At 59.7% G+C, this 25328-nt stretch carries 19 protein-coding genes; 10 read left to right on the top strand and 9 right to left on the bottom strand.

Annotation, left to right across the window (positions count from 1 at the left end):
• Positions 1-49: 49 nt before the first annotated feature.
• Positions 50-1063 carry a LacI family DNA-binding transcriptional regulator gene (locus BFW87_RS28090; RefSeq protein WP_078742973.1) on the bottom strand — a complete coding sequence of 338 codons (1014 nt, stop codon included), beginning with the start codon at positions 1061-1063 and terminating at the stop codon, positions 50-52.
• Positions 1064-1337: 274 nt separating this feature from the next.
• On the opposite strand from BFW87_RS28090, the gene BFW87_RS28085 reads away from it, so the two are divergent.
• The 3 genes from BFW87_RS28085 to BFW87_RS28075 all read left to right on the top strand — a co-directional run bounded on the left by BFW87_RS28085 (position 1338) and on the right by BFW87_RS28075 (position 7977).
• Positions 1338-3269 carry a hypothetical protein gene (locus BFW87_RS28085; protein WP_139372517.1) on the top strand — a complete coding sequence of 644 codons (1932 nt, stop codon included), beginning with the start codon at positions 1338-1340 and terminating at the stop codon, positions 3267-3269.
• Positions 3270-3461: 192 nt separating this feature from the next.
• A complete protein-coding gene (locus tag BFW87_RS28080; protein WP_078742971.1) occupies positions 3462-5501 on the top strand; it encodes a hypothetical protein in 2040 nt (679 codons plus the stop codon).
• Between the two features lie 223 nt (positions 5502-5724).
• Entirely contained in the window at positions 5725-7977 is a 2253-nt protein-coding gene (locus BFW87_RS28075; RefSeq protein WP_078742970.1) for an autotransporter outer membrane beta-barrel domain-containing protein, read from the top strand.
• Positions 7978-8034: 57 nt separating this feature from the next.
• On the opposite strand, the gene BFW87_RS28070 is transcribed toward BFW87_RS28075, so the two are convergent.
• The 3 genes from BFW87_RS28070 to BFW87_RS28060 all read right to left on the bottom strand — a co-directional run bounded on the left by BFW87_RS28070 (position 8035) and on the right by BFW87_RS28060 (position 13230).
• Positions 8035-8676, bottom strand: coding sequence for a DUF1345 domain-containing protein (locus tag BFW87_RS28070; RefSeq protein ID WP_078742969.1), 642 nt, complete (start codon positions 8674-8676; stop codon positions 8035-8037).
• A 303-nt stretch (positions 8677-8979) separates the two neighbouring features.
• A complete protein-coding gene (locus BFW87_RS28065; RefSeq protein ID WP_078742968.1) occupies positions 8980-12069 on the bottom strand; it encodes an efflux RND transporter permease subunit in 3090 nt (1029 codons plus the stop codon).
• A 6-nt stretch (positions 12070-12075) separates the two neighbouring features.
• Entirely contained in the window at positions 12076-13230 is a 1155-nt protein-coding gene (locus BFW87_RS28060; RefSeq protein WP_078743011.1) for an efflux RND transporter periplasmic adaptor subunit, read from the bottom strand.
• 171 nt (positions 13231-13401) lie between these two features.
• Here BFW87_RS28060 and BFW87_RS28055 point away from each other — a divergent pair, with 171 nt between their 5' ends.
• Both BFW87_RS28055 and BFW87_RS28050 read left to right on the top strand, forming a co-directional pair.
• The gene (locus tag BFW87_RS28055; RefSeq protein ID WP_078742967.1) at positions 13402-14103 is read left to right on the top strand and encodes a response regulator transcription factor; all 702 of its coding nucleotides are present in this window, start codon (positions 13402-13404) and stop codon (positions 14101-14103) included.
• 3 nt (positions 14104-14106) lie between these two features.
• Positions 14107-15408 (top strand): ATP-binding protein, encoded by a 1302-nt coding sequence (locus BFW87_RS28050; RefSeq protein ID WP_078742966.1) that lies wholly within the window; start codon positions 14107-14109, stop codon positions 15406-15408.
• On the opposite strand, the gene BFW87_RS28045 is transcribed toward BFW87_RS28050, so the two are convergent.
• Genes BFW87_RS28045 through BFW87_RS28035 form a run of 3 tightly spaced genes read right to left on the bottom strand, consistent with a single transcriptional unit; the run spans position 15409 to position 17186 of the window.
• Positions 15409-16083, bottom strand: coding sequence for an anti-sigma factor (locus BFW87_RS28045; protein WP_078742965.1), 675 nt, complete (start codon positions 16081-16083; stop codon positions 15409-15411).
• Positions 16080-16607 carry a sigma-70 family RNA polymerase sigma factor gene (locus BFW87_RS28040; RefSeq protein WP_078742964.1) on the bottom strand — a complete coding sequence of 176 codons (528 nt, stop codon included), beginning with the start codon at positions 16605-16607 and terminating at the stop codon, positions 16080-16082. The genes BFW87_RS28045 and BFW87_RS28040 overlap by 4 nt, the downstream gene beginning before the upstream one ends.
• Positions 16608-16667: 60 nt before the next feature.
• Positions 16668-17186, bottom strand: coding sequence for a DUF3455 domain-containing protein (locus BFW87_RS28035; protein WP_078742963.1), 519 nt, complete (start codon positions 17184-17186; stop codon positions 16668-16670).
• A 139-nt stretch (positions 17187-17325) separates the two neighbouring features.
• Here BFW87_RS28035 and BFW87_RS28030 point away from each other — a divergent pair, with 139 nt between their 5' ends.
• The gene (locus BFW87_RS28030) at positions 17326-18096 is read left to right on the top strand and encodes a class I SAM-dependent methyltransferase (protein WP_078742962.1); all 771 of its coding nucleotides are present in this window, start codon (positions 17326-17328) and stop codon (positions 18094-18096) included.
• A gap of 91 nt (positions 18097-18187) precedes the next feature.
• A complete protein-coding gene (locus BFW87_RS28025) occupies positions 18188-18973 on the top strand; it encodes a sulfite exporter TauE/SafE family protein (RefSeq protein ID WP_078742961.1) in 786 nt (261 codons plus the stop codon).
• Positions 18974-19035: 62 nt separating this feature from the next.
• On the opposite strand, the gene BFW87_RS28020 is transcribed toward BFW87_RS28025, so the two are convergent.
• On the bottom strand, positions 19036-20274 hold the full coding sequence (locus tag BFW87_RS28020) for an acyl-CoA dehydrogenase family protein (RefSeq protein ID WP_078742960.1): 1239 nt from the start codon (positions 20272-20274) through the stop codon (positions 19036-19038).
• Between the two features lie 268 nt (positions 20275-20542).
• Here BFW87_RS28020 and sfnG point away from each other — a divergent pair, with 268 nt between their 5' ends.
• Complete coding sequence (sfnG, locus tag BFW87_RS28015; RefSeq protein WP_078742959.1) at positions 20543-21628, top strand: dimethylsulfone monooxygenase SfnG; 1086 nt, start codon at positions 20543-20545, stop codon at positions 21626-21628.
• A gap of 4 nt (positions 21629-21632) precedes the next feature.
• Here sfnG and BFW87_RS28010 read toward each other — a convergent pair whose 3' ends face one another.
• Entirely contained in the window at positions 21633-22727 is a 1095-nt protein-coding gene (locus BFW87_RS28010; RefSeq protein ID WP_078742958.1) for a peptidase C39 family protein, read from the bottom strand.
• A gap of 94 nt (positions 22728-22821) precedes the next feature.
• On the opposite strand from BFW87_RS28010, the gene BFW87_RS28005 reads away from it, so the two are divergent.
• Positions 22822-24408: a RimK family protein gene (locus BFW87_RS28005; protein ID WP_078742957.1), complete on the top strand. Its 1587-nt coding sequence runs from the start codon at positions 22822-22824 to the stop codon at positions 24406-24408.
• A gap of 6 nt (positions 24409-24414) precedes the next feature.
• On the top strand, positions 24415-25328 hold a 914-nt coding region (locus tag BFW87_RS28000), incomplete at its 3' end, for a magnesium transporter CorA family protein (RefSeq protein ID WP_078742956.1).

The following is a 25328-nucleotide window of genomic DNA, read 5'->3' as shown; positions in this document are numbered from 1 at the left end:
CAGTCAATGTGGGAACTGGCTTGCCTGCGATAGCGGTGTGTCAGGAAGGTCAGTGCCCACCGGTTGAGCCGCGAACAATCAGCTCGGGCAAAAAATCCAGGGTGCGCGTCGGCGCCTCGTCGCCGCGCAAGCGTTTGAGCAGACAGTCGAAGGCGCTGGCGCCAATCGCTTGGGTGGGTTGGGCGAGGGCGGTGATGCCGTTGCCCACCAGCGGGTACCAGTCGAGGTCGTCGAGGGCAATCAGGCCGATGTCATCAAACAGGTTGCAACCCAGGTTTTTCAGGGCGTGGGTGCAGGCCAGCGCGGCGATGCCGTTGGCGCAGAACAGCGCCTTGGGGCCGGGCTTTGCCAGAAAAGTGTGCAAATGCTTTTCCAATTCACCGTCCATTTCCAGCACGGCGCCGGTCAATGCCGGGCGGCGGGCGATCTCGCCGTTGAAGCTCTGCTGGCGTTCAACGCGCGAACTGGTGCCGTCGGCGGCCTCGCTGACCAGCAACACATCGCGATAGCCCTGTTGTTGCAGATGCTCCATGGCGATGCGCACGGCGGCGGGGTTATCCAGCCCTACAAGGTCGCTGTGCAGCGGCGCGACTTTGCGGTCGACCAGCACCAGCGGCATTTCCTGTTGCAATTGCAGCAATTGGTCGAGGTGATGGCCGAGGGTGTTCACGATCAGCCCTTCGATGTTGTACGCGCGTAGCGCCGCCAAATGCTGGCGTTCCTGCTCGTCATCGCGGTCGGTGTTGCACACCACCAGGCTGTAACCGTGCTGACGGCAGGCGGTTTCGACGCCGTGCATCACGGCAATGGAATAAGGGTTGCGGATATCGGCAACGAGCATGCCGATCAGGCGCGTGCGGCCACGTTTCAGACCGCGCGCCATCTGGTTGGGGCGGTAACCGAGTTCATCGATGGCCTGTTCGATGCGCAGCGCAATGGCGTCGGAGAGCAGGGCGCGGTCATCGCCGATAAAGCGCGACACGCTGGCCTTGGACACACCGGCGCGCTCGGCGACGTCGAGCATGGTCACGCGGCTGCGCTGGGCGGCGGAAAATGAAGTCACGGTGGCGGGCCTTTCTTATTGGATGTGATGCAGCGTTGAAACCGGTTTCAGGAGAACTCAACGGCGCTGGCGCGTCAAGCGTGTTTTCGTCGCCAAGCGCGGTTGGCGGGGCTGGGTTCCGACGAATGGCAGCCCTACCTGTTAGTTCTGACAGTATCCGGATAGCGACATTGGGGATTCAATCAATACCAGGGCTCACTCTTACAAACGCTCTTTAGACGCGCGACCTTACTATTGAAATCGCGGGCACACTACTTCAGCGGGTACCCAAAACATGACAACGATTAATGCCTCGACGCCAGCCAGTCTGACCGCATCGTTTCCCGCAACTCTGGATGCACCTGTGGTCGAAGGCGTGCCCGCCAGTGGAGTTGTTCCGGCGCCTCTAATAGCCAAGGGGTTGAATGTTTTTATCACCAAACTTTGGAGTAATTCGGCAGGTTTAGGCAGTTCTGACTTTATTGTATTTGTCTGGGCACCTGACGGGGCCGCCCCCTACAAATTACCGCCAATTGAGCTTGAGGGCCCCGTCGATATCACCAAACCGGTCGTCATACCGCCTCACTTTCTTCAAAAAAATGAAATGGTCAATTTGTCATACGAGGTTCATCCTGATTTTCCTGATAGTCAGAGTTATGAATATTCACTTTCTACAAGGTTAAAGTTTGACACCCTTGCGCCGGGTGCAAACGGCGATCTGAGTGCGCCTGAGTCTGTGCTTGATCCTATTACAAGTTTGGACTTGGCTACCCGCTCGACGATAGATTTTAGAGTGCTGGGTGATTATTGGGGGCGTGATAAGGGGGACACGGTTTTATTTTGGGCAAGTTCCAGCAATACGCTGCCGACGGGCGTGCCGATACATACGCAAACATTTGCTTCGGATGTCGGAGAAATGATTGTAAACGTGCCGGTCGCAGAGATTTCCAGATTGTCTGCTTCGCCGGTTCTCTACCTGTTTTATAAGGTAATGGATGAATCATTAAATACCTCCCATCAATTTTCTCTGGTCGGTAAAGTCAACGTGCTCGCCGATCGGCCCACCGGCCTGTTAGCGCCTGATATACCGGCCCAAACCAAATATGGGCTTATTCATCGGGCTGCAGCTCGGGAAGGTGTATTTTTAACGATCAATTACACCAACTACAAACCCCGGGACCAGTGTGTTTACCACTGGGGTAAGTATACGTCGCCCGTCTTTACTGTCCCGTCGGTTCCTTTTCGAGTGGATGTCAGCTGGCTCGTGTTGATTTTTAACGGTGCCGACAGCGTCAGGCTCGATAACGTGCCTGTGACCTACACCGTGTTTCGCGAGAACGACCCTATATCCTCCGGTATCACCTCGCCCTCAACGTTGATCAATGAGAATCAAATCGCCCCCGGCATTGAAAACCCGAAGGCACCGGCCTTGGTTAATGAACTGTTCGGGTTGGTCGATATTTTTGGCGCGGTGTCCAACAAGGCTAATGAGATAGACAGCACCGATGTCAATAAAAACCTGCGTGCGTCATTCAAGTTGCATAAAAACCCCAAAGTCGGTGAAGTGGTGTCACTCATCTTGTCCAGCGGGCCAAGCGTGGTAACCACCTATAGGGTGAAACTGGGTGATGCTGAAGGAACGGTTGTAGATTTTGATTCTCCGATTACTTGGCTGGCTTTTATGGGCGGCGGCACGACGCCCAGTACGAGCGCGCATTATGTGATCGATAATGGCGTGAACCAGCACCAATCACCTGATCGGACGTTAATCGTCAATCTTGTTCCGCCCGCCAGGATACCTCGGGTCATTTTTGTAGATACAGCGCAACACCCCAACAGGATGTACACCTGCGCGACAAGGCCGGAACTGTGGAAGGGTATTAATTTGTTGTTCGATCCCAGACCTTATATTCCCCCTGTTGGCGCCACGATTAAAATGAAGTGGCAAGGGTATAAAAACTACCCGGACCGTAATCTACTTCCAGGGGTGTTTAGAGAATTCAACTTTGCATGGCAAGGCGCTCCCACCCAGAATTTCGTGGTGACAGATTATAATATTCTGATTCGGCCGTTGAATAACTTCTCCGGCGTGATGGTGACGTACCAAGTCATACACAATGGCAGTGTGGTCGCGGAGTCTATTCCTGGTTATGCACAGTTGGATCGAAAGTATCCCGGGTCGGGTAATTTTTGCGGGCCAAGCGGTATTGGTCCTGGAGAAGCTTAAAGGAAGCGCCAAATTGAATGCCTGGTGCCAGCACTCTTACAGTGTTGGTTTAATCAAGTTCTTTACTCATTGACAGTTTTGTTGGTGGGCGAGAAGCGTGGTATGACAGCAAATCAAAAGTGAATGTATTGATGCACTTTGCACGTTTTTATGTATCCGGCACAACGATCGAGTGATCATGGAGAATATGAAATGAGCACCCCTATTTCAGTAAAGGCAGTACCCGGCATTGTTCCACCTACGCTTCCGGCACCTCAGGTGAGAGAGCGCGTCAATACTCAAGGCCTTATTAGTAATAATACGGCAAACTTTGGTATTAACCTTGACAGCACTGTTGCCCCTCAGCCTGGCTTTGAAGATCCCGACGCCTGGATTGAGTTTTTTTCACGAAATACTAATCCGAATACCAACTGGGTGAGTTTGGGCGTGCCTGTAAAAGTCGGGCCTCTTTTGTCCACCAACCCCACTCAAAGCAATATAGCGACACTGTTCATTGGGGCAGACCCGAATACGGGGGCGTTCCCGCATGGCACGAGTGAGTACACGTTCATTCTGTATGAAAATATTTTCGATCCGACGGGCATCCAGCCAGACAGGCCCTCGGACCAAAGCGAACAATCATTTCCGGGACCTCTGAGTGTTGACTGGTACTCTCCCTATCAACGCCTGAGCGGCAAAGATCGGCCTCCTGCGCTGGTGTGGGACAACCCTTGGCCAGTGACGGGGGTCACTACGCTGGCGCAGATTGTTGCCAATGGTGGCCTGAGATTCAGAATTCCGCCCAATGCCTACGGAATTCGTAGCGGCCAGTGGGCACCCGGCGATACGAGCCAGGTGTTTGCCCAACAAACAACGCCACCCGTTAAATCAGAGTTGGCGCCCAGCATTCCGCATCGGCTTTTCCCGCAGGCGGGTGACACGGTTACCTACTCGGCAACTGATTTGGGCACGCTTAACGGCCAGATCGTTCTTACTTATTTCCTGAATGACTTGTCGGATAACCAAAGCGCGGAGTCTTTCCCACTTACCATAAACCTATCGTTGGTAGCGGCTCCTATTCCTCTGCGTCCTGAGCTTCCTCTGGCGCAGGGTGCTGGCGATACCCTGATCAACAATACTGACTACCAAACAGGTGTTGATATCCACATTCCAGACTACGTGAACGCGCAGCTGAATGTGGACACCATCGCTCTGTATATTGGCTCACAGGGTCCTATCAGGCTGCCGCTTACCACGAGTCCGCTCATTTTCAGTCAACAGGTTCCTGCGATTAAAGCTGCGATAAACGCGGCCCTCGTAGCTGCGTACGGCAATCAAACCGGTCCTCAATCGGTCGTTATCCGCTATGACGTTGAGAGTAACGGTCAAATTACCCCTTCTCCGACCAACACGATCCAAGTCGACTTCAGCGTGCCTGGTCTGCCCAACCCTGGGGAACCGGGCAGCCCAAACATCAACTTGAACAAGCTGGACATCATCGGTGCCGTTTCTACAGTGCCGAATACACTGGAACGAAGCGATGCCAACCAACTGACAAATGCCAGAATCACATTGCCGACGACCGTTACGCCAGAAGTAGGGCAGCACGTTTTTGTCGTGATAGACGGCGTTACCGTCACTCCAGGGTTTGACATCAGCACGCAAATAGCAGGCGCGATTATCAACGTTCCGGTTACCTGGCCAAATTGGGAAACAGCGGGTAACGGCCCCCATAAAGTTCACTACTTTATTGCCGCATCAGCAACGCCTTTGCCCACCGACAACGTCAACACCTCAACCGATACGGACGTGACGGTCAATGGCGCGGTAACGTCGCCTCTGCCTGCGCCTCAATTCCCGCAACAAATAAGCGCGCAGTTGATCTGTGACTCGTTTATCACTCAGCCGGCAACTGGTCCTCAGACCTATGAGGGCAGGGTTTTTGTGCCCGGGAACGCAAACTTTGTGGTGGGCCAGACGCTGTTCCTGGACGTACGTGTTTACAGCCCTCGTTTGCCCGCACCAGCGACGTTTTCAAATACGCTGACGTTACAGGTGCGAATCGACGACTCGATAAAAGCGTCCGGCACTACGTTCTTGATTCCATTCTCCCATCTCAAGCAAGTCCCGATCGGGGCTGTGGATGTGACCAGCCGAACCACCCTGGCCGACGGCAAGGTCGGGGAAGGCAGCGCGACCAGTCGCCTGCGCACCATCCTGTTCACTGTGTACTGCAACAGGGATCCGATCTAAAGCATCAGAGCCGTATACACCGGCAGGCTCCCCCTTCCCTCTAACCGAGGGGAGGGGCTTCTGAATGGCTGCATGTGTGTCTATTTTTTGCGTTTATTTTAAGGATTTGTCCTACATAGCGCGCCCCGTTTAATCCCTACTCTCTGCGCCTCAAAGGTAAGGCTCCCTCCGCCAGGAATGAGCTGAACCGTTTTCCCAGGCCAAACCCAGAGAGTGATTGACGATGTCGGCACTGAACACGTTCGAGCTCAAGCCTTTGAGCGCGATGATGAAGGTCCCTACCATTACATTCTGCTTGCTCGTTGCCGTACAGGGGCATGTGCAGGCGGATCAGTTGAGCGGTCAAGAACGCACCATTGGCTCGAGTACCCCGGTGCGAGACTGGCAATTATTCGATCTGTCCACCCTGAACATGAACGGCGCAGCAGCCACAACCATTGACCTGGCATCCTCGACGCTGAACATGAACAGCGGCAGCCTGGCCAATGATATTCGGGCGACAGCCGGCTCCACAGTCAACCTCAACTCCGCACAGGTTTCGTCGAGCAACCCTCTTTTTGGCGCTGTGCGTCTTGAAAGCAGCAATGCCTTTATCAACAACAGCACGGTCACCAACAGCAACGGCGTAGGGTTACAGGCGTTCAGGGGCCTCGGGCCGGCGAGCGGCTCGTCTGCACAGGTGACCGGTAGCACGATCAGTGGTGCCATAGGCGGTGCCGAAGCGACCAGCGGCAGCGAGCTGCACTTCAATAACAGCGTTGTCCAGGGTACCGGCGCGGGCAGTTTTGGTTTGTCCTTGATCGGTGCTACGGCAACGGCCAGCCAAAGTACTGTCACGGGCGCTACCAGTGGGGTACTGATCACTCGCGGTCGTCTGGACAGCACTGACCCCAAACTCGTCCTGGATCGTACTCACGTAGAAGGCCTCAGCGGTTCGGCCCTGACGGTCAGAGGTACGCCGGGTCGCGCGCCCGTAGCGGCCATTGATGTGGTCAACGGTTCCACATTGAAGGGCGGCAACGGCAACCTGTTGAGCGTCACCGGTGGTGCCTCGGCAAGCATGAACGTGGACGACAGCCGCCTGTTCGGTAACGTGGTGGTCGACGGCACCAGCACCGCCCACCTGAACCTGCAGAACAAGGCCGAACTCACCGGCCAGTTGCAGAACGTTTCCAGTTTGAGCGTGGGTAACGCGTCCAGCTGGAACATGACGGGCGACAGCCAGGTCGGCGCACTGAACATGGCCGGCGGTACCGTCACGATGGGCGCCGCTAACGCGTTCTATCAACTGAACGTCAACACGCTGTCCGGTGACGGCACCTTTGTCATGGGCACCGATTTCGCCCAAGGCAAGACCGACTTCATCAATGTCACCGGCGAAGCGACGGGTAATCACAACCTGGCGCTGGCCGCCAGCGGTGCTGAAGTGGTCAAGACCCAGGTCGTGCACACGGGTGGTGGTGATGCCGCGTTTTCCCTGCTGGGCGGCCCGGTCGACATGGGCGCCTATGCCTACGACCTGAAAAAAGAAGGGACTGACTGGTTCCTCGATACTGAAAAACGCGTCGCCAGCCGCAGCACCCGCGTGGCCATGGCTGTGTTCAACACCGCACCGACGATTATGTACGGCGAAGAAGCCTCACTGCGCGCGCGCATGGGCGAGCTGCGTTTCGAACCGGGCGTCGCCGGCCTCTGGATCCGTGGTTTCGGCAATAAATACGAAGTGTCTGAAAGTGCGGGTACCGCGTATAAGCAGAATCAGCACGGTTTTTCGATCGGGGCCGACATGCCGTTGGCAGACAGCCAATGGCTGGTGGGCGTGATGGCCGGTCACAGCACCTCTGACCTCAGCCTGGCGCGCGGCTCGTCGGGTACGGTCAAGAGTTACTTTGTGGGCGCTTATGCCACATGGATGGATCAGGAAAGCGGCTTCTACTTCGATGCGGTGGCCAAGGCCAACCGTTTCCAGAACGAGGCCAAGGCAACGCTCAGCGACAACACCACGACCAAGGGTAATTACAACAACGTGGGCGGCAGTGTGTCGGCCGAGTTCGGTCGCAACATCAAGCTCGATGATGGCTGGTATGTAGAACCTTATGCCCGCCTGTCGACCATCGTGGTGCAAGGCGGCAATTACAGCCTGAAAAACGGGCTGCAAGTTGAGGGTGAACGCACCCGTTCAAGGGTCGCCGAGGCGGGCGCCAGCGTTGGGCGTGATATCCAGCTCGACAGCGGCACCATCGTGCAGCCGTACCTGCGCGCGGCCATGGTGCATGAGTTTGCCAACGACAATAAGGTGTCGGTCAACAACCAGACCTTCAACAACGATTTGTCGGGCTCTCGCACCAAGTTCGGCGCCGGTGTGGCGGTGAAGTTCACGCAGAACCTGCAAATGCACGCTGACCTGGAAACCAGTGCCAGTGACAAGATCGACCAGAAGTTCGGTGCCAATGTGGGTGTGCGTTACGCGTTCTAACCGCAGCAAACGTGTGTAAAAAAACAGCCCTGGTCGCAAGACCGGGGCTTTTTGCATTTAGCTGAACAGCCCGGCAGCGATATTGATCGAGAAACCCAGAATCGCGGTGTTGAACAGAAAACCGATCAGCGATTGCCCCAGCACTATTTTGCGCATGCCTCGCGTGGCAACCCCCACATCGGCGGTTTGCACCGCCACGCTGATCGTGAAGGAGAAGTAGAGAAAGTCCCAATAGTTGGGGGTCCGCAGGCCTTCGGCAAAGCGCAGCGCGGGCTCATCGCTGTCCCAGGTGTAAAAAATGCGCGCGTAATGCACGCTGAAAATCACCCCGATCAGCAACCACGAACCCACGACGGTCAGCCCGGTAAACCCGTAATGCAGGAGGCGCGCCGTGCTGTCCAGGTCTTTGCTGCCCACCAGGTTCAGCGTGATGGTGGCCAGGCTCGCTATTGCCGCAATGCACACCATGAACAACACCAGCCCGGCGTTTTCGTCCTCGACTTCGGCGATGCGTTTGACATCGTCGGCGTGTGAGCGGCTGGCCAGCCACAGTATCAGCAGCAGATAAGTCCAGACCCCGGCATTCCAGCCGATGAGGATTTTGCTCAGAAGTGTGTCTGCCGGTGCCAGGATGCCCACGGCAACGCCCAGAATGGCAGCAGCGGACAGGCGAGGGTGGGTGCGGGCGAGGAAGGCCATAGGTGCTCACAGCAGGGGAGGTTGTGAACACCATAGCGCATCCGTGACTGAAGAGCCTCCTGTGGCGAGCGGGCTGTTGTGGCCTGCAGCTTTCTGTGGCGAGCGGGCTGTTGTGGCGAGCGGGCTTGCCCCGCGTTGGGCTGCGAAGCAGCCCCCATTACAGCCACCGAGTTTCGCCTGACACTATGACGCCAGCCTTACTGGGGCTGCTTCGCAGCCCAACGCGGGGCAAGCCCGCTCGCCACAGGAAGACCGTTTGCCACAATAGCCCGTTTGCCACAACAGGCCCGTTCAGCTCAGGCCTCAGCGCTTTTTACGCACCAGTTTCATGACCACCACAAAGAACACCGGCACAAACACCACCGCCAGCGTGGCGGTGATCATGCCGCCAATCACGCCGGTACCAATTGCCTGCTGGCTCGCCGAGCTGGCGCCCGTGGCGATCGCCAGCGGTACCACGCCGAGAATGAACGCCAGCGACGTCATGATGATCGGCCGCAAGCGCAAACGTGCGGCTTTCAAGGTGGCGTCGATCAGGTCCTCACCCTGTTCATACAGGTCCTTGGCGAACTCGATGATCAGGATCGCGTTCTTCGCCGACAAACCGATGATGGTGATCAGGCCCACCTTGAAGAACACATCGTTGGGCATGCCGCGCAAGCTCACCGCCAATACGGCGCCCAGTACACCCAGCGGCACCACCAGCAAGACCGAGGTCGGGATCGACCAGCTTTCATACAACGCGGCCAGGCACAGGAACACGATCAGCAGCGACAGCCCCAGCAGCAACGGCGCCTGGGAGCCGGACAAGCGTTCCTGCAACGACAACCCTGTCCATTCCTGGCCCAGGCCCGCCGGCAACTGGCTGACCAGGCGCTGGATTTCCTCCATCGCCTCGCCCGTGCTGTGCCCCGGCGCCGCTTCGCCGCTGATGGCGATGGCGGGGTAGCCGTTGTAACGCGTCAACTGCGCCGGGCCCTGGGTCCATTTGGCCTCGACAAACGCCGACAAGGGCACCATCTTCCCGGCGTCGTTGCGCACGTTTATTTTCAGCAAATCTTCGACCTGGCTGCGCCTGTCGCCTTCGGCCTGCACCACCACCCGCTGCATGCGGCCCTGGTTGGGGAAGTCATTGACGTAGGCCGAACCAATCGCCGAAGACAGCACATTGCCGACGTCGGCAAACGACACGCCCAAGGCGTTGGCCTGTTTGCGGTCCACTTCCAGCTGCACTTGCGGTGCCTCGGCCAGGGCGCTTTCGCGCACGTTGGCCAGGATCGGGCTCTTCTCGGCGTTCGCCAGCAACTCGCTGCGCGCCGCCATTAGGGCCGCGTGGCCGACGCCGCCACGGTCCTGCAAGCGGAACTCGAAACCGCTGGAGGTACCAAGGCCGTCCACCGGCGGCGGTAGAATTGCGTAGGCAATCGCGTCCTTAAGCTCGCTGAAGGCTGCGTTGGCGCGGTCGGCAATGGCGGATGCCGAATCTTTACTGCTGCGTTCGGACCAGTCCTTCAACGTGGTAAACGCCAGCGCGGCATTCTGCCCCGAGCCGGAGAAACTGAAGCCCATGATCATGGTGGTGTCGCCCACCCCGGGTTCCCCGGCGTTGTGCGCCTCGATCTGCTCGGCCACCTGCACCGTACGGTTCTTGCTCGCGCCCGGTGGCAGCTGGATGTCGGTGATGGTGTAACCCTGGTCTTCCACCGGCAGGAAGGAGGAGGGCAGGCGGCTGAACATCCAGCCCAGACCCACCAGCAACACCAGATAGATCAGCAGGTAGCGCCCGCTGCGCTTGAGCGCATAGGCGACCCAGCCTTCATAGCGATTGGTTAACTGATCAAAGCGTTTATTGAACCAGCCGAAAAAACCACCCTTGGCATGGTACTCGCCCTTGGCGATCGGCTTGAGCAAGGTCGCGCACAGGGCCGGGGTCAAGGTCAGGGCGAGGAAGGCCGAGAACAGGATTGAGGTGGCCATCGATAGCGAGAATTGCTGGTAGATCACCCCCACCGAACCCGGCATGAACGCCATCGGCAGAAACACCGCCACCAGCACCAGCGTAATGCCGACGATGGCCCCGGTGATCTGGCCCATGGCCTTGCGCGTGGCGTCCCTGGGCGACAGACCCTCGGTGGCCATGATGCGCTCGACGTTCTCCACCACCACAATCGCGTCGTCCACCAGAATGCCGATCGCCAGCACCATGCCGAACATGGTCAGCACGTTGATCGAAAAGCCCAGCAGCAACATGGTGGCAAAGGTGCCCATCAGGGCCACCGGCACCACCAATGTCGGGATCAGGGTGTAGCGCACGTTCTGCAGGAACAGGAACATCACCGCAAACACCAGCGCCATGGCTTCCAGCAAGGTGTAGACCACCTTGGTGATCGAGACTTTGACAAACGGCGAAGTGTCGTACGGAATCTTGTATTCCACATTGGCCGGGAAGTAGCGCGACAGCTCGTCCATCTTCGCCCGCACCAGGGTCGCGGTTTTCAGCGCGTTGGCCCCCGGCGACAACTGCACACTGACTGCGGTGGACGGCTTGCCGTTCAGGCGCGTGGAGAACTGGTATTCCTGGCTGCCGATTTCCACCCGCGCCACGTCACCGACGCGCACGGTGGAGCCGTCAGGGTTGGCCTTGAGCACGATGTCGGTGAATTCCGCCGGGGTCGACAGCTGGCCTTTGACCAGAATCGCGGCGGTGATTTCCTGGGTCTTGGTCCCCGGCAGATCACCAATGCTGCCCGCCGACACCTGGGCGTTCTGCGCGCTGATCGCAGCGTTCACATCGGCGGGCGTGAGGTTGAAACCGATCAGTTTTTGCGGGTCGATCCAGATCCGCATGGCGCGCTCGGCGCCATACAGCTGGGCCTTGCCCACACCGTCCAGGCGTTTGAGTTCGTTCATCACGTTGCGCGCCAGGTAATCGCTGAGCGCCACGTCATCGAGCTTGCCGTCGCTGGAAGTCAGGGTGACCAGCAGCAGGAAGCCGGCGGAGACTTTCTCCACCTGCAAACCTTGCTGGGTCACGGCTTGCGGCAGGCGCGGCTCCACCGCTTTAAGACGGTTCTGCACATCCACCTGGGCCATTTCCGGGTCGGTGCCCGGCTGGAACGTTGCGGTGATGGTGGCCGAACCGAGGCTGCTCTGAGACTCGAAATACAGCAGGTGATCGGCGCCGTTGAGCTCTTGCTCGATCAGGCTGACCACGCTTTCATCCAGGGTCTGGGCCGAGGCGCCCGGGTACACCGCGTAAATCTCCACCTTTGGCGGCGCGACGTTGGGGTACTGCGCCACCGGCAACTGCGGAATCGCAAGCGCGCCGGCCAGCAGGATAAACAGGGCCACCACCCAGGCAAAGATCGGGCGGTCAATAAAGAACTGCGGCATGGCGGGTTATTCCTTGACTGGCTGGCCCGAGGCTGGGCTGTCGTCCACCTCGACTTTTTCACCGGGGCGCGCGTGTTGCAGGCCTTCGACCACAATGCGGTCGCCGGGCTTGAGGCCACTGCTGACGATCCAGCGGTCCTCGATCACCGCGCCCAACTCCACCGGTTGCTGGCTCACGGTCTGCTCGGCGTCCAGCAGCAACACCATTGGAATACCGGCGCTGTCGCGGGTGATGGCGCGTTGCGGCACGCTCAGGCCTTGTTTGTCGACCGCTTGCTCCAGGCGCACCCGTACAAAACTGCCGGGCAGCAGGTCGAGGTCCGGGTTGGGAAACTCGCTGCGCAGGATGATTTGCCCGGTGCCCGGGTCAACGCTGATGTCGGAGAACAGCAACTTGCCCGGCAGCGGGTACAGGCTGCCGTCGTCCTGGATCAACGTGGCTTTGGCCTGGTCCTGGCCGACCTGCTTCAAGCTGCCGGCGCGGAAGGCGCGGCGCAGGTCGTTCAGCTCGCGGATGGACTGGGTGAGGTCGGCGTGGATCGGATCGAGCTGCTGGATGATCGCCAGCGGCGTGGCTTCGTTCTGGCCGACCAGCGCGCCCTCGGTGACCAGCGCGCGGCCGATGCGCCCGGAAATCGGCGCGGTCACGGTGGCGTAGCCCAGGTTCAGTTTGGCGCGTTCAACGGCAGCTTTGTTGGCCGCCACCTCGGCGTTGGTCTGGCGCAGGTTGGCGCGGGCGTTGTCGTAGTCCTGGCCACTGATGGCGTTGCCTTCCACCAACTGGCTGTAGCGCTGCTCCTGCAGGCGCGCCTGGAACGCGTTGGCCTCAGCCTTGCTCAGGTTGGCCTGGGCGCTGTCGAGGTCGGCCTTGAACGGTGCCGGGTCGATGCGAAACAGCACGTCGCCCTGTTTGACGTCGTGACCCTCCTTGAATACCCGCTGCATCACCACGCCGGCGACCCGTGCACGCACTTCGGCGATGCGCGGCGCGGCGATACGCCCGCTCAACTCGCTGGTGATGGCCAGGGGCTTGGCTTGCAGGGTTTCGGTGCGGACCTTGGTCAGGGGCGTTTCCGGCGCTTTCGCTGCCGACTTGTCGCAGGCGCTCAGGGCAAACGCCAAGGCCAGCAGGCAAAACGGCGCAAACAGATTCTTCGACATGCTCATATCCCAATATTGACTGGCGCATCCTAAAGTCACCTGCGCCGTGGTGCTGTGAAGCTGTGTAGCTCGTCTGTGAAGAAATGTAAGGTGCGGCGCGCTGGGCGCCGAGGGCGTATATCCTTGCACAATCCTGCAACACACCGACAAACCGTATTATCTGGAAACACCATGCCCAACATCCTCCTGGTGGAAGACGACGCCGCACTCTCCGAGCTGATTGCCAGCTACCTGGAGCGCAATGGCTACCACGTCAGCGTGCTCAGCCGTGGCGACCATGTGCGCGAACGTGCGCGCCTCAACCCGCCGGACCTGGTGATCCTCGACCTGATGCTGCCCGGCCTCGACGGCCTGCAAGTGTGCCGCCTGTTGCGCGCCGACTCGGCGGGCCTGCCGATTCTGATGCTCACCGCCCGCGACGACAGCCACGATCAGGTGCTCGGCCTGGAAATGGGCGCCGACGATTATGTGACCAAGCCTTGCGAGCCGCGCGTGTTGCTGGCTCGCGTACGCACCTTGTTGCGCCGCAGCAGCCTGTCCGAACCTCAGGTGGCGAATGACCAGATCATCATGGGCAACCTGTGCATCGACCTGTCGGAACGCACCGTGACCTGGCGCGAGCAGGCGGTGGAGTTGTCCAGCGGTGAGTACAACCTGCTGGTGGTATTGGCCCGGCATGCCGGTGAAGTGCTCAGCCGCGACCAGATCCTGCAACGCCTGCGCGGCATCGAGTTCAACGGCACCGACCGCTCGGTGGACGTGGCCATCTCCAAATTGCGCCGCAAGTTCGACGACCACGCTGGGGAGGCGCGCAAGATCAAGACGGTGTGGGGCAAGGGCTACCTGTTCAGCCGTTCCGAGTGGGAATGCTGAACCATGTTTCGTGTGCTGCTACGCCTTTATCTGATCACCATCGTCACCTACAGCGCGGCGATCTACCTGATTCCCAAGCTGGTGATCCTGGTGTTCGAACACCGTTACATGGACTACAACATCGAGCAGACGCGCGGCCAGCAAAAGCTGATCGTCACGCAATACCTGCGCGCGCCGGTGGAGCACTGGTCGCAGGTTACCCAGCAATTGGGGCGTGACTTTGCACCCTTGAAGGTGCAATTGCTGTTGCGCCAGGACGCCAGCTACACGCCCGCCGAAGAAAAGCTGCTGGAGCAGGGCAAGTCGGTGGTGCGCCTCGGCGAATGGGGCTGGATGGAAGAAATCAGCTCGCCGATCAACGAGCAGTTTGTGGTCAAGCTGACGCTGCCGCCCGACCCCATGGACATGAACGTGCTGTATTGGGCGATCAACGTACTGATCGTCGCCGCGCTGCTCGCCTGCCTGCTGATCTGGCTGCGCCCGCACTGGCGTGACCTGGAACGCCTGAAAAGCACCGCCGCGCAGTTGGGCCGGGGCAACTTGAGCGAGCGCACGCAGATTCCTGCCAGCTCCAACATCGGCAGCCTGGCGTCGGTGTTCGATACCATGGCCGATGACGTCGAACAGCTGCTCAATCAGCAGCGCGATTTGCTCAATGCGGTGTCCCACGAACTGCGCACGCCGCTGACCCGTCTGGATTTCGGCCTGGCGCTGGCGCTTTCCGAAGATTTGCCGCCAGCCAGTCGCGAGCGTCTGCAAAGCCTGGTGGCGCACATTCGCGAGCTGGATGAATTGGTGCTGGAACTGCTGTCCTACAGCCGCCTGCAAAACCCGGCGCAATTGCCGGAGCGGGTCGAGGTGGTGCTCGACGAATTTATCGACAGCGTGCTGGGCAGCGTCGATGACGAGTTGGAAAACCCGGAAATCGTTATCGACGTGGCACTCGACTGCAGCGTCGAACGCTTCAGCCTCGACCCGCGCCTGACCGCCCGCGCCTTGCAGAACCTGCTGCGCAATGCCACGCGTTACTGCGACAAACGCATTCAAGTGGGGGTTGAAGTCTGCGCCAAGGGCTGTCAGATCTGGGTGGACGATGACGGTATCGGCATTCCGGTGGACCAGCGTGAGCGCATTTTCGAGCCGTTCTACCGCCTGGACCGCAGCCGCGACCGTGCCACCGGTGGTTTTGGTCTTGGGCTGGCGATCAGCCGACGCGCGATGGAGGCCCAGGGCGGCAGTTTGATCGCGCTTGCCTCACCGCTGGGCGGCGCACGGTTTCGCCTGTGGCTGCCCAGCGTCGATTGATCAGAGCACCTTCACCGCACGGCCGATGGCCTGGATCGGCCCGGTAGGCTTGCCGGTCGGCGAGCCGCGCGGGTCTTCCAGGGTCAGTTCGAACAGTTGGTTTTGCGTGAGCGGCGGCAGCGCGTCCAGCGGCACCGACAGCGTTTGCCCCGGCTTGACCAACCCCAGTGATACCGGGCCTTGCCAGCCATCGCCCTTGGTCCAGAACTGCAGGGCCTTGTCGCTGGGTACCTCCATCACGCCCAAGGGAATCAGCTGGATCTGCTGATCATTGCTGGCCTGGATGACCCAGCCGGGGGCCTGGCTCTGTGGCGCCACCAACACCACCACAAAGCTTGGCTCAGCAACGGGTGGGCGGGTCAGCAGCAACGCCGCCAGCACCAGGGTGGTCACCAGCCCTGCGCCGGCCAACCCACGCCACAGCGCCAGCAGGTTCCACCACGCCACGCCGCTGTCGGGGCTCGCCACACTGCGCTCGATGCGCCGCCAGAGCAGCGCAGACGGTGGCACCGGCTCGGCGAGTGCGGTCAATGGCAACAGACGCTGTTCCCAGGCGTCCACGGCCGCGCGCAATTCGGGGTCGTGTTTCAGGCGGTGTTCCACGTCGGCGCGTTGATCAACGGGCAGGGTGCCGAGCACGTATTCGCTGGCGAGTTCATCCAGTGGGCTGTTCATGCCATGCACTCCCGCAGCGCGGCGAGGCTGCGTTTGATCCAGGCTTTGACGGTCCCCAGGGGCGTGTCCAGTTTCTGTGCGATTTCGCTGTGGGAATAGCCGTCGACATAGGCGTGAAGAATGCACGTGCGACGGGTGGGGTCGAGCTGTTCCAGGCAGTGATAAATCCGGCCTTCACGTGCGCTGAATTCAAAGGTGACGCCCGGTGCGGCGACCTGTTCGTGTTCATCCCCCAGCGCCACCTCGCGGTACTGATTGCGCACGGCGTTCAGCGCCAGGTGCCGGGTGATGCTGAACACCCAGCCACGCGCCGAACCACGCTCGGGGTCGAAACTGCCGGCGCCGCGCCAGATTTTGATGAACGCGTCATGCACCACATCTTCGGCCAGCGCTTTGTCGCGGACGATGCGCAGCGCCACGCCGAGCAAATGGCTGCTGTCCTGTGTGTACAGTTGGCGCAGGGCGCGGCTATCGCCACGGGCGCAGGCCGAGAGACAAGCTTCATAATCAAACAAACACGGCATCCCTTGGTGGCTGAACCCTGTGGCGAGCGCGCTCGCCACAGGCAGCGTAGCCGACTTTACTCAGTTGGCCGCCCAGAAGATGTAGTCCGCCTGGTACTTCACCACTTCCTGCGCGCCTTTGTTGGCCGCGGTGCATGCGCTGCTTGGCGCCACGCCGCCTTTGAGCGCGACGCGCTGAATGTAACTCACGCCACTCATGGCGCCTTTGCCTTCAGCCGGGTTGGCTTTGACCAGTTGATAGGGCAGGTTGCCCGCACTCGACGGCGCTACAGCCAGTTGGGTGCCGGTGATTTTCGAACCATCCTCTGCTTGCCAGGTGGCCGGCGGGCCGAAGTAGGTGCCAACCTGTTTGCCGCTGCGGTCATTCAACACTGCCTTGGGGCCGACGAAGGTCCATTCGGTCTGGCCTGCGGCGTTGGCTTTGTCCTTGCACTCGTAGGTGATTTCGCCGACACCGGTGGTCTCCAGCGCCACCTTGTGGCCGTCCGGCACCTTGATGTTGTCGGGCAAGCCGGTCTGGGCGAAAACGGCGGGGGTGGCCAACAGCGCGGTCAGGCAGAGCAGTGCTTTAGCGTTCATGGGTGTTTCTCCATTTCAGTAAAACAGCGGGGTGACTGAAAGGACTACCCACCACGCGCACGATTGGATGCACGGGTTAGAAAATAAACTCAAGAGGGCGCACACTGTGCGCCCCGCACTACCCGAGGAGCGATTGGCAATGACTGGTGTCCACACGTCTGCTCAACAAGGTTTCTCTACCCAGGCTGTCACCTACGCCCAGGGCCGGCCTGACTACCCGCGACAACTGACCGGCTGGCTCGCCGAAACGCTGCACATCGATGCGCACTCCACCGTGATTGACCTCGGCGCCGGCACCGGCAAATTCACCCGCATGCTCAGCACCCTGGCACCGACACTGATTGCCGTCGAGCCGGTGGCGGCGATGGGCGCGCAGTTGAGAAAACTGCTGCCGGATGTGCGCCTGCTGAACGGCACCGCCGAATCCATCCCGCTGGAGGCCGCCAGCGCCGATGCGCTGGTTTGCGCGCAAGCGTTCCACTGGTTTTCCACCGAGGCTGCCTTGGCGGAAATTCACCGTGTACTCAAGTCTGATGGCCGTTTGGGGCTGGTGTGGAATGTGCGTGACGAGTCGGTGGATTGGGTCGCGGCGATTACTGAAATCATCACGCCGTATGAGGGCGACACGCCGCGTTTTCATACAGGCCGTTGGCGCGACGCCTTCACGGGCGAGCTGTTTTCCCCACCTGAAATGACCTGTTTTCCCTATCAGCATGTGGGCAGTCCTCAGGAAGTGATCATGGATCGCTTTCTCTCGGTCAGCTTTATTGCAGCGCTGCCCGCCGATGAAAAAGCCACGGTCACGGCGCAGTTACAGGCATTGATCGATACCCATCCCGACTTGAAGGGGCGTGACACCGTTGCGTTCCCGTATCAGACCCAGGCCTATGTCTGTCAGCGATTGAGCTAAAAGGCATAAAGTCAGATCATATTGATATAAGTCGTTATAAGAAAAATCGCTATCCTGCGGCCAGAAATTTATATGGCCGCAGGTAGCTGTAATGGATGTGGGTAATTTTGGTTTCGTGGTTGCCGGCCTGATCGTTGGTTTTATCGTGGGCATGACCGGGGTAGGCGGCGGGTCGTTGATGACACCGATCCTGCTCTGGTTTGGCATCAACCCGGCGACCGCCGTGGGCACCGACCTGTTGTACGCGGCCATCACCAAGTCCGGTGGCGTGCTGGTACACAGCAAAAACAAGAACATCGACTGGACCATCACCGGCTGGCTGACCCTGGGCAGCGTGCCCGCGGTGTTGCTAACCCTGTGGTTCCTCGCGAGCCTGCACACCGACCCCACGGCAATGAACGCGGTGATCAAACAGGCCCTCGGCGTGGTGTTGCTGCTGACCGCCCTGGCCATCCTGTTCAAGAAAAGCCTGTTGGCCTTCGCCCAGCGCCATGCGGGCGATGACTACCACATGAGCCCGCGCAACCTGAATGCACTGACGGTGGTGACGGGTGCCATTCTCGGCACCATGGTCGCGTTGACGTCAATCGGTGCGGGGGCATTGGGCACTGTGGCGTTGTTTATCCTCTATCCATTCCTGGCCACGCGGCGCCTGGTCGGCACCGAGATTGCGCATGCCGTGCCGCTGACGCTGGTGGCGGGCCTGGGCCATGCGAGCATGGGCAATATGGACTGGCACTTGCTTGGCTTCTTGCTGATGGGGTCGTTGCCGGGGATTTACCTCGGCAGCCACATGACCGGCAAGGTACCGGACGCTGTGTTGCGCCCGTGCCTGGCGATCATGTTGATGACTATTGGTTACAAGCTCGCGTTCTAAAGTACACGCGGTCCAAATGTGGGAGCTGGCAAGCCAGCTCCCACAAGTTGACTGTGTTGACCTCAGGTCCTGGCCGGGCCATTCCCGATCTGCCACACAAACGGCGGCTCGGTCCCGTTGACCACCCAATCCCCCACAATCCGCGCCTTGTAGATCACCGGGTTGTGCGACGACACCGTCCGCGCATTGCGCCAATGCCGGTCGAGGGCCTTGCCCTGGCGCACATCGGACGCGCCCAGCGCGTTAAACAACTGCGTGGTTGCGCGTTGAATCAACTCCGAGACCACCACCTGCGCCGTTGCCGACTCAATCTCGGCGGCCACATTGGCCTCACGCTCCAGCGCCTCGTCCCCGCCAAACCGCGCCAGATACGCCCGTTGCGCAGGCACTGCGGCTTTCAACGCACTGGCCTCGGCGGCGTACACCAGGGCGGCGACTTCACCGACCACCTGCTGAATCTGTGAGTCCTGGCTGACATGTGCCGCATTGCCATGGCTGTAGATGCGCTTGCGGCTGCGCACTTGATGCGCCACGTCGTTCAGCGCGGCGCGGCCTATCCCGGCCAGGCTCGCCAGCAACACCAACTGGTAGAACGCCGTCTGGTATTTGAAGCGGGTGGCAAAATCGATCAGGTTTTGCGCTTCGACCACCGCATCCGTAAACCGTGTGGTCCCGCTGCCCGTGGTGCGCTGGCCAAAACCGTCCCAGTCATCGCTTTGCACCACGCCAGCCTGGCGCGTGCGGGTGGCGGCGATCACGTCGCCGCCGGTGTCGCTGCGTTGGGCGTACACGTCGATCCAGTCCGAGAACAGGCTGCCGGTGCTGTAGAACTTTTCGCCGTTGAGTTTCCAGTTGTCGCCGTCAGGGCTGACCTGTGTGACCACGTCGCCAATCGCCACATTGCCGATTTCAGTCCAGGCGCAACCGACGATATCGCCGTCCACGAAGCGCTTGAACCACAGGTCGCGCCCGGCACCTGGCGCGGCGTTCAGACGATCCTCGGCAAAGGCAAAGTGACCGCGCAGGGCCTGGGGCACATTGGAGTCGGCAGCCGCCAGTTCGATCAGCAGTTCAAACAGCTGCGGCAATGAAGCGCCGCCACCGCCGTATTCCACCGGCACGCGTACCGCGCCAAAACCGGCTTGTTTGAGCCATTGAATGGGCTCATAGGGCAGGGCGCGGGTGTGTTCGCGTTCCACGGCACCCTCGGCGATGCGCTGGAAGATCGGCCGGAAACGCGCGGCCAGGGTGGGGTAATCGACGCCGGTGGACAGCGGGTTGATCACGTGTTGCTCGGTCATGGGGAACGGCTCCTTGGCAGTGTTCAAGTCCTCGAGTTATTGCACAGTCCGTGCCGGGCCTTGCGGCCTGTATTTGCGTTGCAGCGCCGTGGTTTGCTGTTGCTCCAGCAACAGTGGATCGACAAACCGGCGCGATCCACGACATTCACAGGCAAGTGCTGCACGGCCTGATTTTAAGCCGCAGCGCTTGCGCCTCGGGCCTTTGCCCGTGGCTGGCACGCTTGCTGCTCCATGCCCTTGCACATCCCTTTGTGCGAGGTACTGCCAGATGAGTCAGCAAGCCGTGAAATTTGCCTATTGGGTGCCCAACGTCAGCGGTGGGCTGGTGGTCAGCAAGATCGAACAGCGCACCGACTGGGGGATCGACTACAACCGCAAACTGGCGCAATTGGCCGAAGCCGCCGGCTTTGAATACGGCCTTACGCAAATTCGCTTCACCGCCGGTTACGGTGCGGAAAACCAGCACGAATCCGTGGCGTTCAGCCATGCGCTGCTCGCAGCCACCACCACGCTCAAAGTGATCGCGGCGATCCTGCCCGGCCCCTGGCAACCGGCACTGGCGGCCAAGCAACTGGCGACTATCGATCAGCTGACCAATGGGCGTATCGCGGTGAACATCGTCAGTGGCTGGTTCAAGGGCGAATTCCAGGCGATTGGCGAACACTGGCTGGAACACGATGAGCGCTATCGCCGCTCCGAAGAGTTCATCCGCGCGCTGAAAGGCATCTGGACCCAGGACGACTTCACCTTCAAGGGCGATTTCTATCGCTTCAACAACTACACCCTCAAGCCCAAGCCGCTGGGGCAGCCGGAAGTGTTCCAGGGTGGCAGCTCAAGGGCGGCGCGGGACATGGCCGCACGCGTGTCGGACTGGTACTTCACCAACGGCAACACCCCGGAAGGCATCAAGGCCCAGGTCGATGACATTCGCGCCAAGGCCGCCGCGAATAACCATTCGGTCAAAGTCGGCGTGAACGCCTTTGTGATCGCCCGCGACACCGAGGAAGAAGCGCGTGCCGTACTCGCAGAAATCATCGACAAGGCCGACCCGCAGGCCGTAAACGCATTTGGCGACGCGGCCAAACAGGCGGGCAAGTCGTCACCGGAAGGCGAGGGCAACTGGGCCAAGTCCAGCTTTGAGGACCTGGTGCAATACAACGATGGCTTCAAGACAAACCTGATCGGCACCCCGCAACAGATTGCCGAGCGCATCGTCGCGCTCAAGGCGGTGGGCGTGGACCTGATACTGGCCGGCTTCCTGCACTTTCAGGAAGAAGTCGAGTACTTCGGCCAGCGCGTGCTGCCGCTGGTGCGCGAGCTGGAGGCCAAGGCCGGGATCAAGCAAGTCGCCTGAGCCTTTACCGGGTGAAGACGACGACTGCCGCCCGCAGTTTGTTGTTGCCAAACCGGCACATTCGTTCGAACTCCCCGTGGCTGACCGGCAGGTGCTGGCAGTCCAGGGGCTGACGGTGCTGGCTGTGGTCCACGTCCGGGTCGTGCAGGTAGACGAAGTCGTCGTCGCAATCGGTGACCATCACCCAGTGCGGCGATTTGGAGCGGGTCAGGCGGTAGCTGCTGATCAACACCAGTGGCTGCCCGCCGTCACGCAGCACCTGGGGTAAGTCCAGTGCGCCGCCAAGGGCCTGCTCGACGTCGCTGGTGGCCAGGTCCTCCTCGAACGCCTCGTGCACCACGCGCATCACCTCTTTTTTATGTGCATCGCGCACGCCATCCAGAAACAACGGCCCGCGCACATTCACCTGCATGAGCACGCGAAAGCCCCGGCGCCAGGCCGCCAATGCCAGGCCTTGCGGGCTGCAACCGCCATGGCCTGCGGTCATGAACACGGTGGTCGCTTCGCGCCAGATCTGCAGTTCTTCGCGTCGTTGCGCCACGCGGTCGGGCACCAGCGCGCCCATGGCCATCAGCAGGCAGGCCGCGCCGCAGGTGAAGTCGGTGGTCTGCTGGTAATAGGGCACGCTTTGCGGGCGCGCGTCCTGATGCTGGACGATGCGTTTTTCCAGGCGCAGGGCGGCGGTGTGGTCTTCGTAGTAGTCGTTGATCAGCGCAAAGCGCCGGTAGCCATTGCGTTCATACAGGGCGAGGGCGCCGGGGTTGTCGGTGCGCACCTCCAGGCGCAGGTAGGCGCAATCGTGCTCGACGGCGCAGGCCTCGGTGTGTGCCAGCAATTGCTTGCCCAAGCCCAGGCCGCGCGCCTGTTCGGCGATGGCGATGGAGTACAGGCGCGCCAGCGAGGTGCCGCGATGAAACAGCACCAAGGCGTAACCGAGCAATTGCCCGTGTTTTTCCGCCACCAGCAACTGGCCGTGGGCGCGGCTGACCATCCATTGAAAGCTGCGCGGCGAGAGCCGGTCGGTGGTGAAACAGTGCTGTTCCAGTGCCACCAGTTCGGGCACATCCGTGGGGGTTGCAACGCGAAAGGAAAGAGCCATATGACCGCCGTAAAAGTTGCGTAACGAAACGGGACTTCTCTAAAAGATCGTGCTTAATAGAAAAGGTCGAGTTCTCTAAAGCGGATCAAATATTATGTCGGCGGTACAAGGTCATTGGCGTGAAGTATCCGAGCAAACAGTCGCGGCGACAATAACTTCCAGCGGTTATTTTTCTGCGCTTCCCAGAGGTTCAAGTCAAGTCGTGATTATTGTCGAACGCAAGGAAGATTGGGCCTCCTACTTTCCCAGCGAAGACATTGTCACCGCCCAGGAATACCTCGAGCAAACACGCGAAAGCGAGACGGGCAAGCGCGTGCAGGTGATCAACCTGTGCCGCAGCTACAAGTACCTGGGGCACGGTTATTACTGCTCGCTGTTGGCGGAGGCGCGGGGGCACAAGGTGATTCCGTCGGTGCGCACCATCAGCGAACTGACGAAAAAATCGCTGTACGGTCTGTCCCTTGATGATCTGGATAAAACCCTCGATAAAGCCTTGAGTCATCATCTTTACAGCAATACCGAAAGTTTTACCCTGACACTTTATTTTGGTCGGACGAATATAGAGCCGTTGCAGGAGTTGGCCCGTCAGTTGTTTGAAACCTTTCCGTGCCCGATATTGTTAGTTGAGTTTCGCAAGAATAACGGTTGGCACATCGAAGGGGTCAAGTCCGGCGTGTTGCACAAGTTGCGCGACGACCAGGAAGACCAGTTCGCCCACGCCCTCGACAACTTCAGCCGCAAGATCTGGCGCCAGCCACGCTCACGCCGGTTGGCCCGCTATGACCTGGCGATTCTTCACGACCCGCAGGAACAATTGCCGCCCTCCAATGCCAAGGCCCTGGAAAATTTTGTACGGGTCGGCAAGGGCTTGGGCATCGATGTGGAGCTGATCGAACGCAAGGATTACTCACGCCTCGCCGAGTACGACGCCTTGCTGATCCGCGAGACCACCAGCGTCGACAACCACACCTACCGGTTTGCCAAGAAAGCCGAAAGCGAAGGCCTGGTGGTGATGGACGACCCGGCGTCGATCCTGCGCTGCACCAATAAGGTCTACCTCACCGACCTGCTCAACAGCCATCAACTGGGCATGCCCGCCACCGAAATTCTCTACAAGGAGCGACCGGAAGATTTCGAACGGGTTGGCGAGCGGCTGGGCTTCCCGCTGGTACTGAAGATCCCCGACGGCTGTTTCTCCCGGGGCGTGATCAAGGTTGAAAGCCAGGAAGCGCTGCTCAAGGCCACCGCCGAGCTGTTCGAGCATTCGGTGCTGTTGTTGGCCCAGGAATTTTTCTACACCGAGTACGACTGGCGCATTGGCGTACTCAACCGCAAGCCGATCTTTGCCTGCCAGTACTTCATGTCCAAAGGCCATTGGCAGATCTATAACCACAAGGCCATCGGCCAGGACATCAACGGCGAGTGCCGCACCCTGGCGGTCCACGAAGCGCCCAAGGCCGTGGTGGAACTCGCCGTGAAGACCGCCAACCTGATCGGCGACGGCCTCTACGGCGTGGACCTCAAGCAATCCGGCGACAAGGTGGTGGTGATTGAAGTCAACGACAACCCGAACATGGACGCCGGCATTGAAGACGCCTATTTGCAGGATGACTTGTATGCCCTGGTACTGGAGGAGTTCGTGAGGCGCCTGGAGTTGAAGCGCCAAGGTCAGGTGTGGTGACGCGCGATGATCCAGCGTTTTGAATTGGCCGATGGAAAGCTGTGCCGTGGGGAGCGTGACGATGCGCCAGTCATGTTGTTCAACAACCCGGACTTGCCTGAACGCGCGTGGCTGCATGAGCACCATAAACTCGACGAACACGCCTTGGCCTCGGCGCTCGACCCGGATGAAGTCTCACGGATCGAGTTTCACCCCGACTACTTGTTCCTGATCTGGAAGCGCCCGGAGAATTATTCCGGCGGTGGCAACCTGGTGTTTGAGGTGTCGTCCTGCGGCCTGTTGTTTTCGCCGGGCCGTTTGCTGGTAATTGCCACGGATGAAACCCCGCTGTCGGGGCTCGGCGCACGCCGGCCACTGCATACGCCGCTGGATGTGTTGCTCGACCTGTTGCTCAACAACATCCACCACTATCTGGGCCATTTGAAGGTGATCAAGCTGGTTGCGCGGGAGTTGCAGCAGCAGTTCAACGCTTCAATGAGTAATCATCACTTGATGCAGATGTTCAGCCTCAGTGAGAGTTTGATCTATTACATCAATGCGCTGCACAGCAATGGCGCGGTGTTGTCGCGGTTGCGTAATCATGGCGAGAAGGAGCATTTCAGTCCTGAGATTCTGGGGCTGATTGATGATCTGATCATTGAGAATCATCAGTGCTACAAGCAGGCGGAGATCTACTCGAATGTGTTCTCCGGGTTGATTGATGCGCGTGGGAATTTGATGAACAACAGTATGAATAATCTGTTGCGCAAGTTGACGTTGATCAACGTGGTGTTTTTGCCGCTTAACCTGATTGCCAGTGTGGGCGGGATGTCGGAGTTCAGCATGATGACGGCGGGGACGCCTTGGTGGGTGTCGTATCCGTTGTTTTTGCTGGCGATGGGGGGGGGGGCGGGGTTGATGGTGTTGGGGTTGAAGAGGAT

The organism is Pseudomonas fluorescens (genome assembly GCF_002022275.1).
Lineage (GTDB): Bacteria > Pseudomonadota > Gammaproteobacteria > Pseudomonadales > Pseudomonadaceae > Aquipseudomonas > Aquipseudomonas fluorescens_AJ.
Note: the sequence above shows the minus strand (reverse complement) of the source record. Positions and strands in the feature narration are given on the sequence as shown.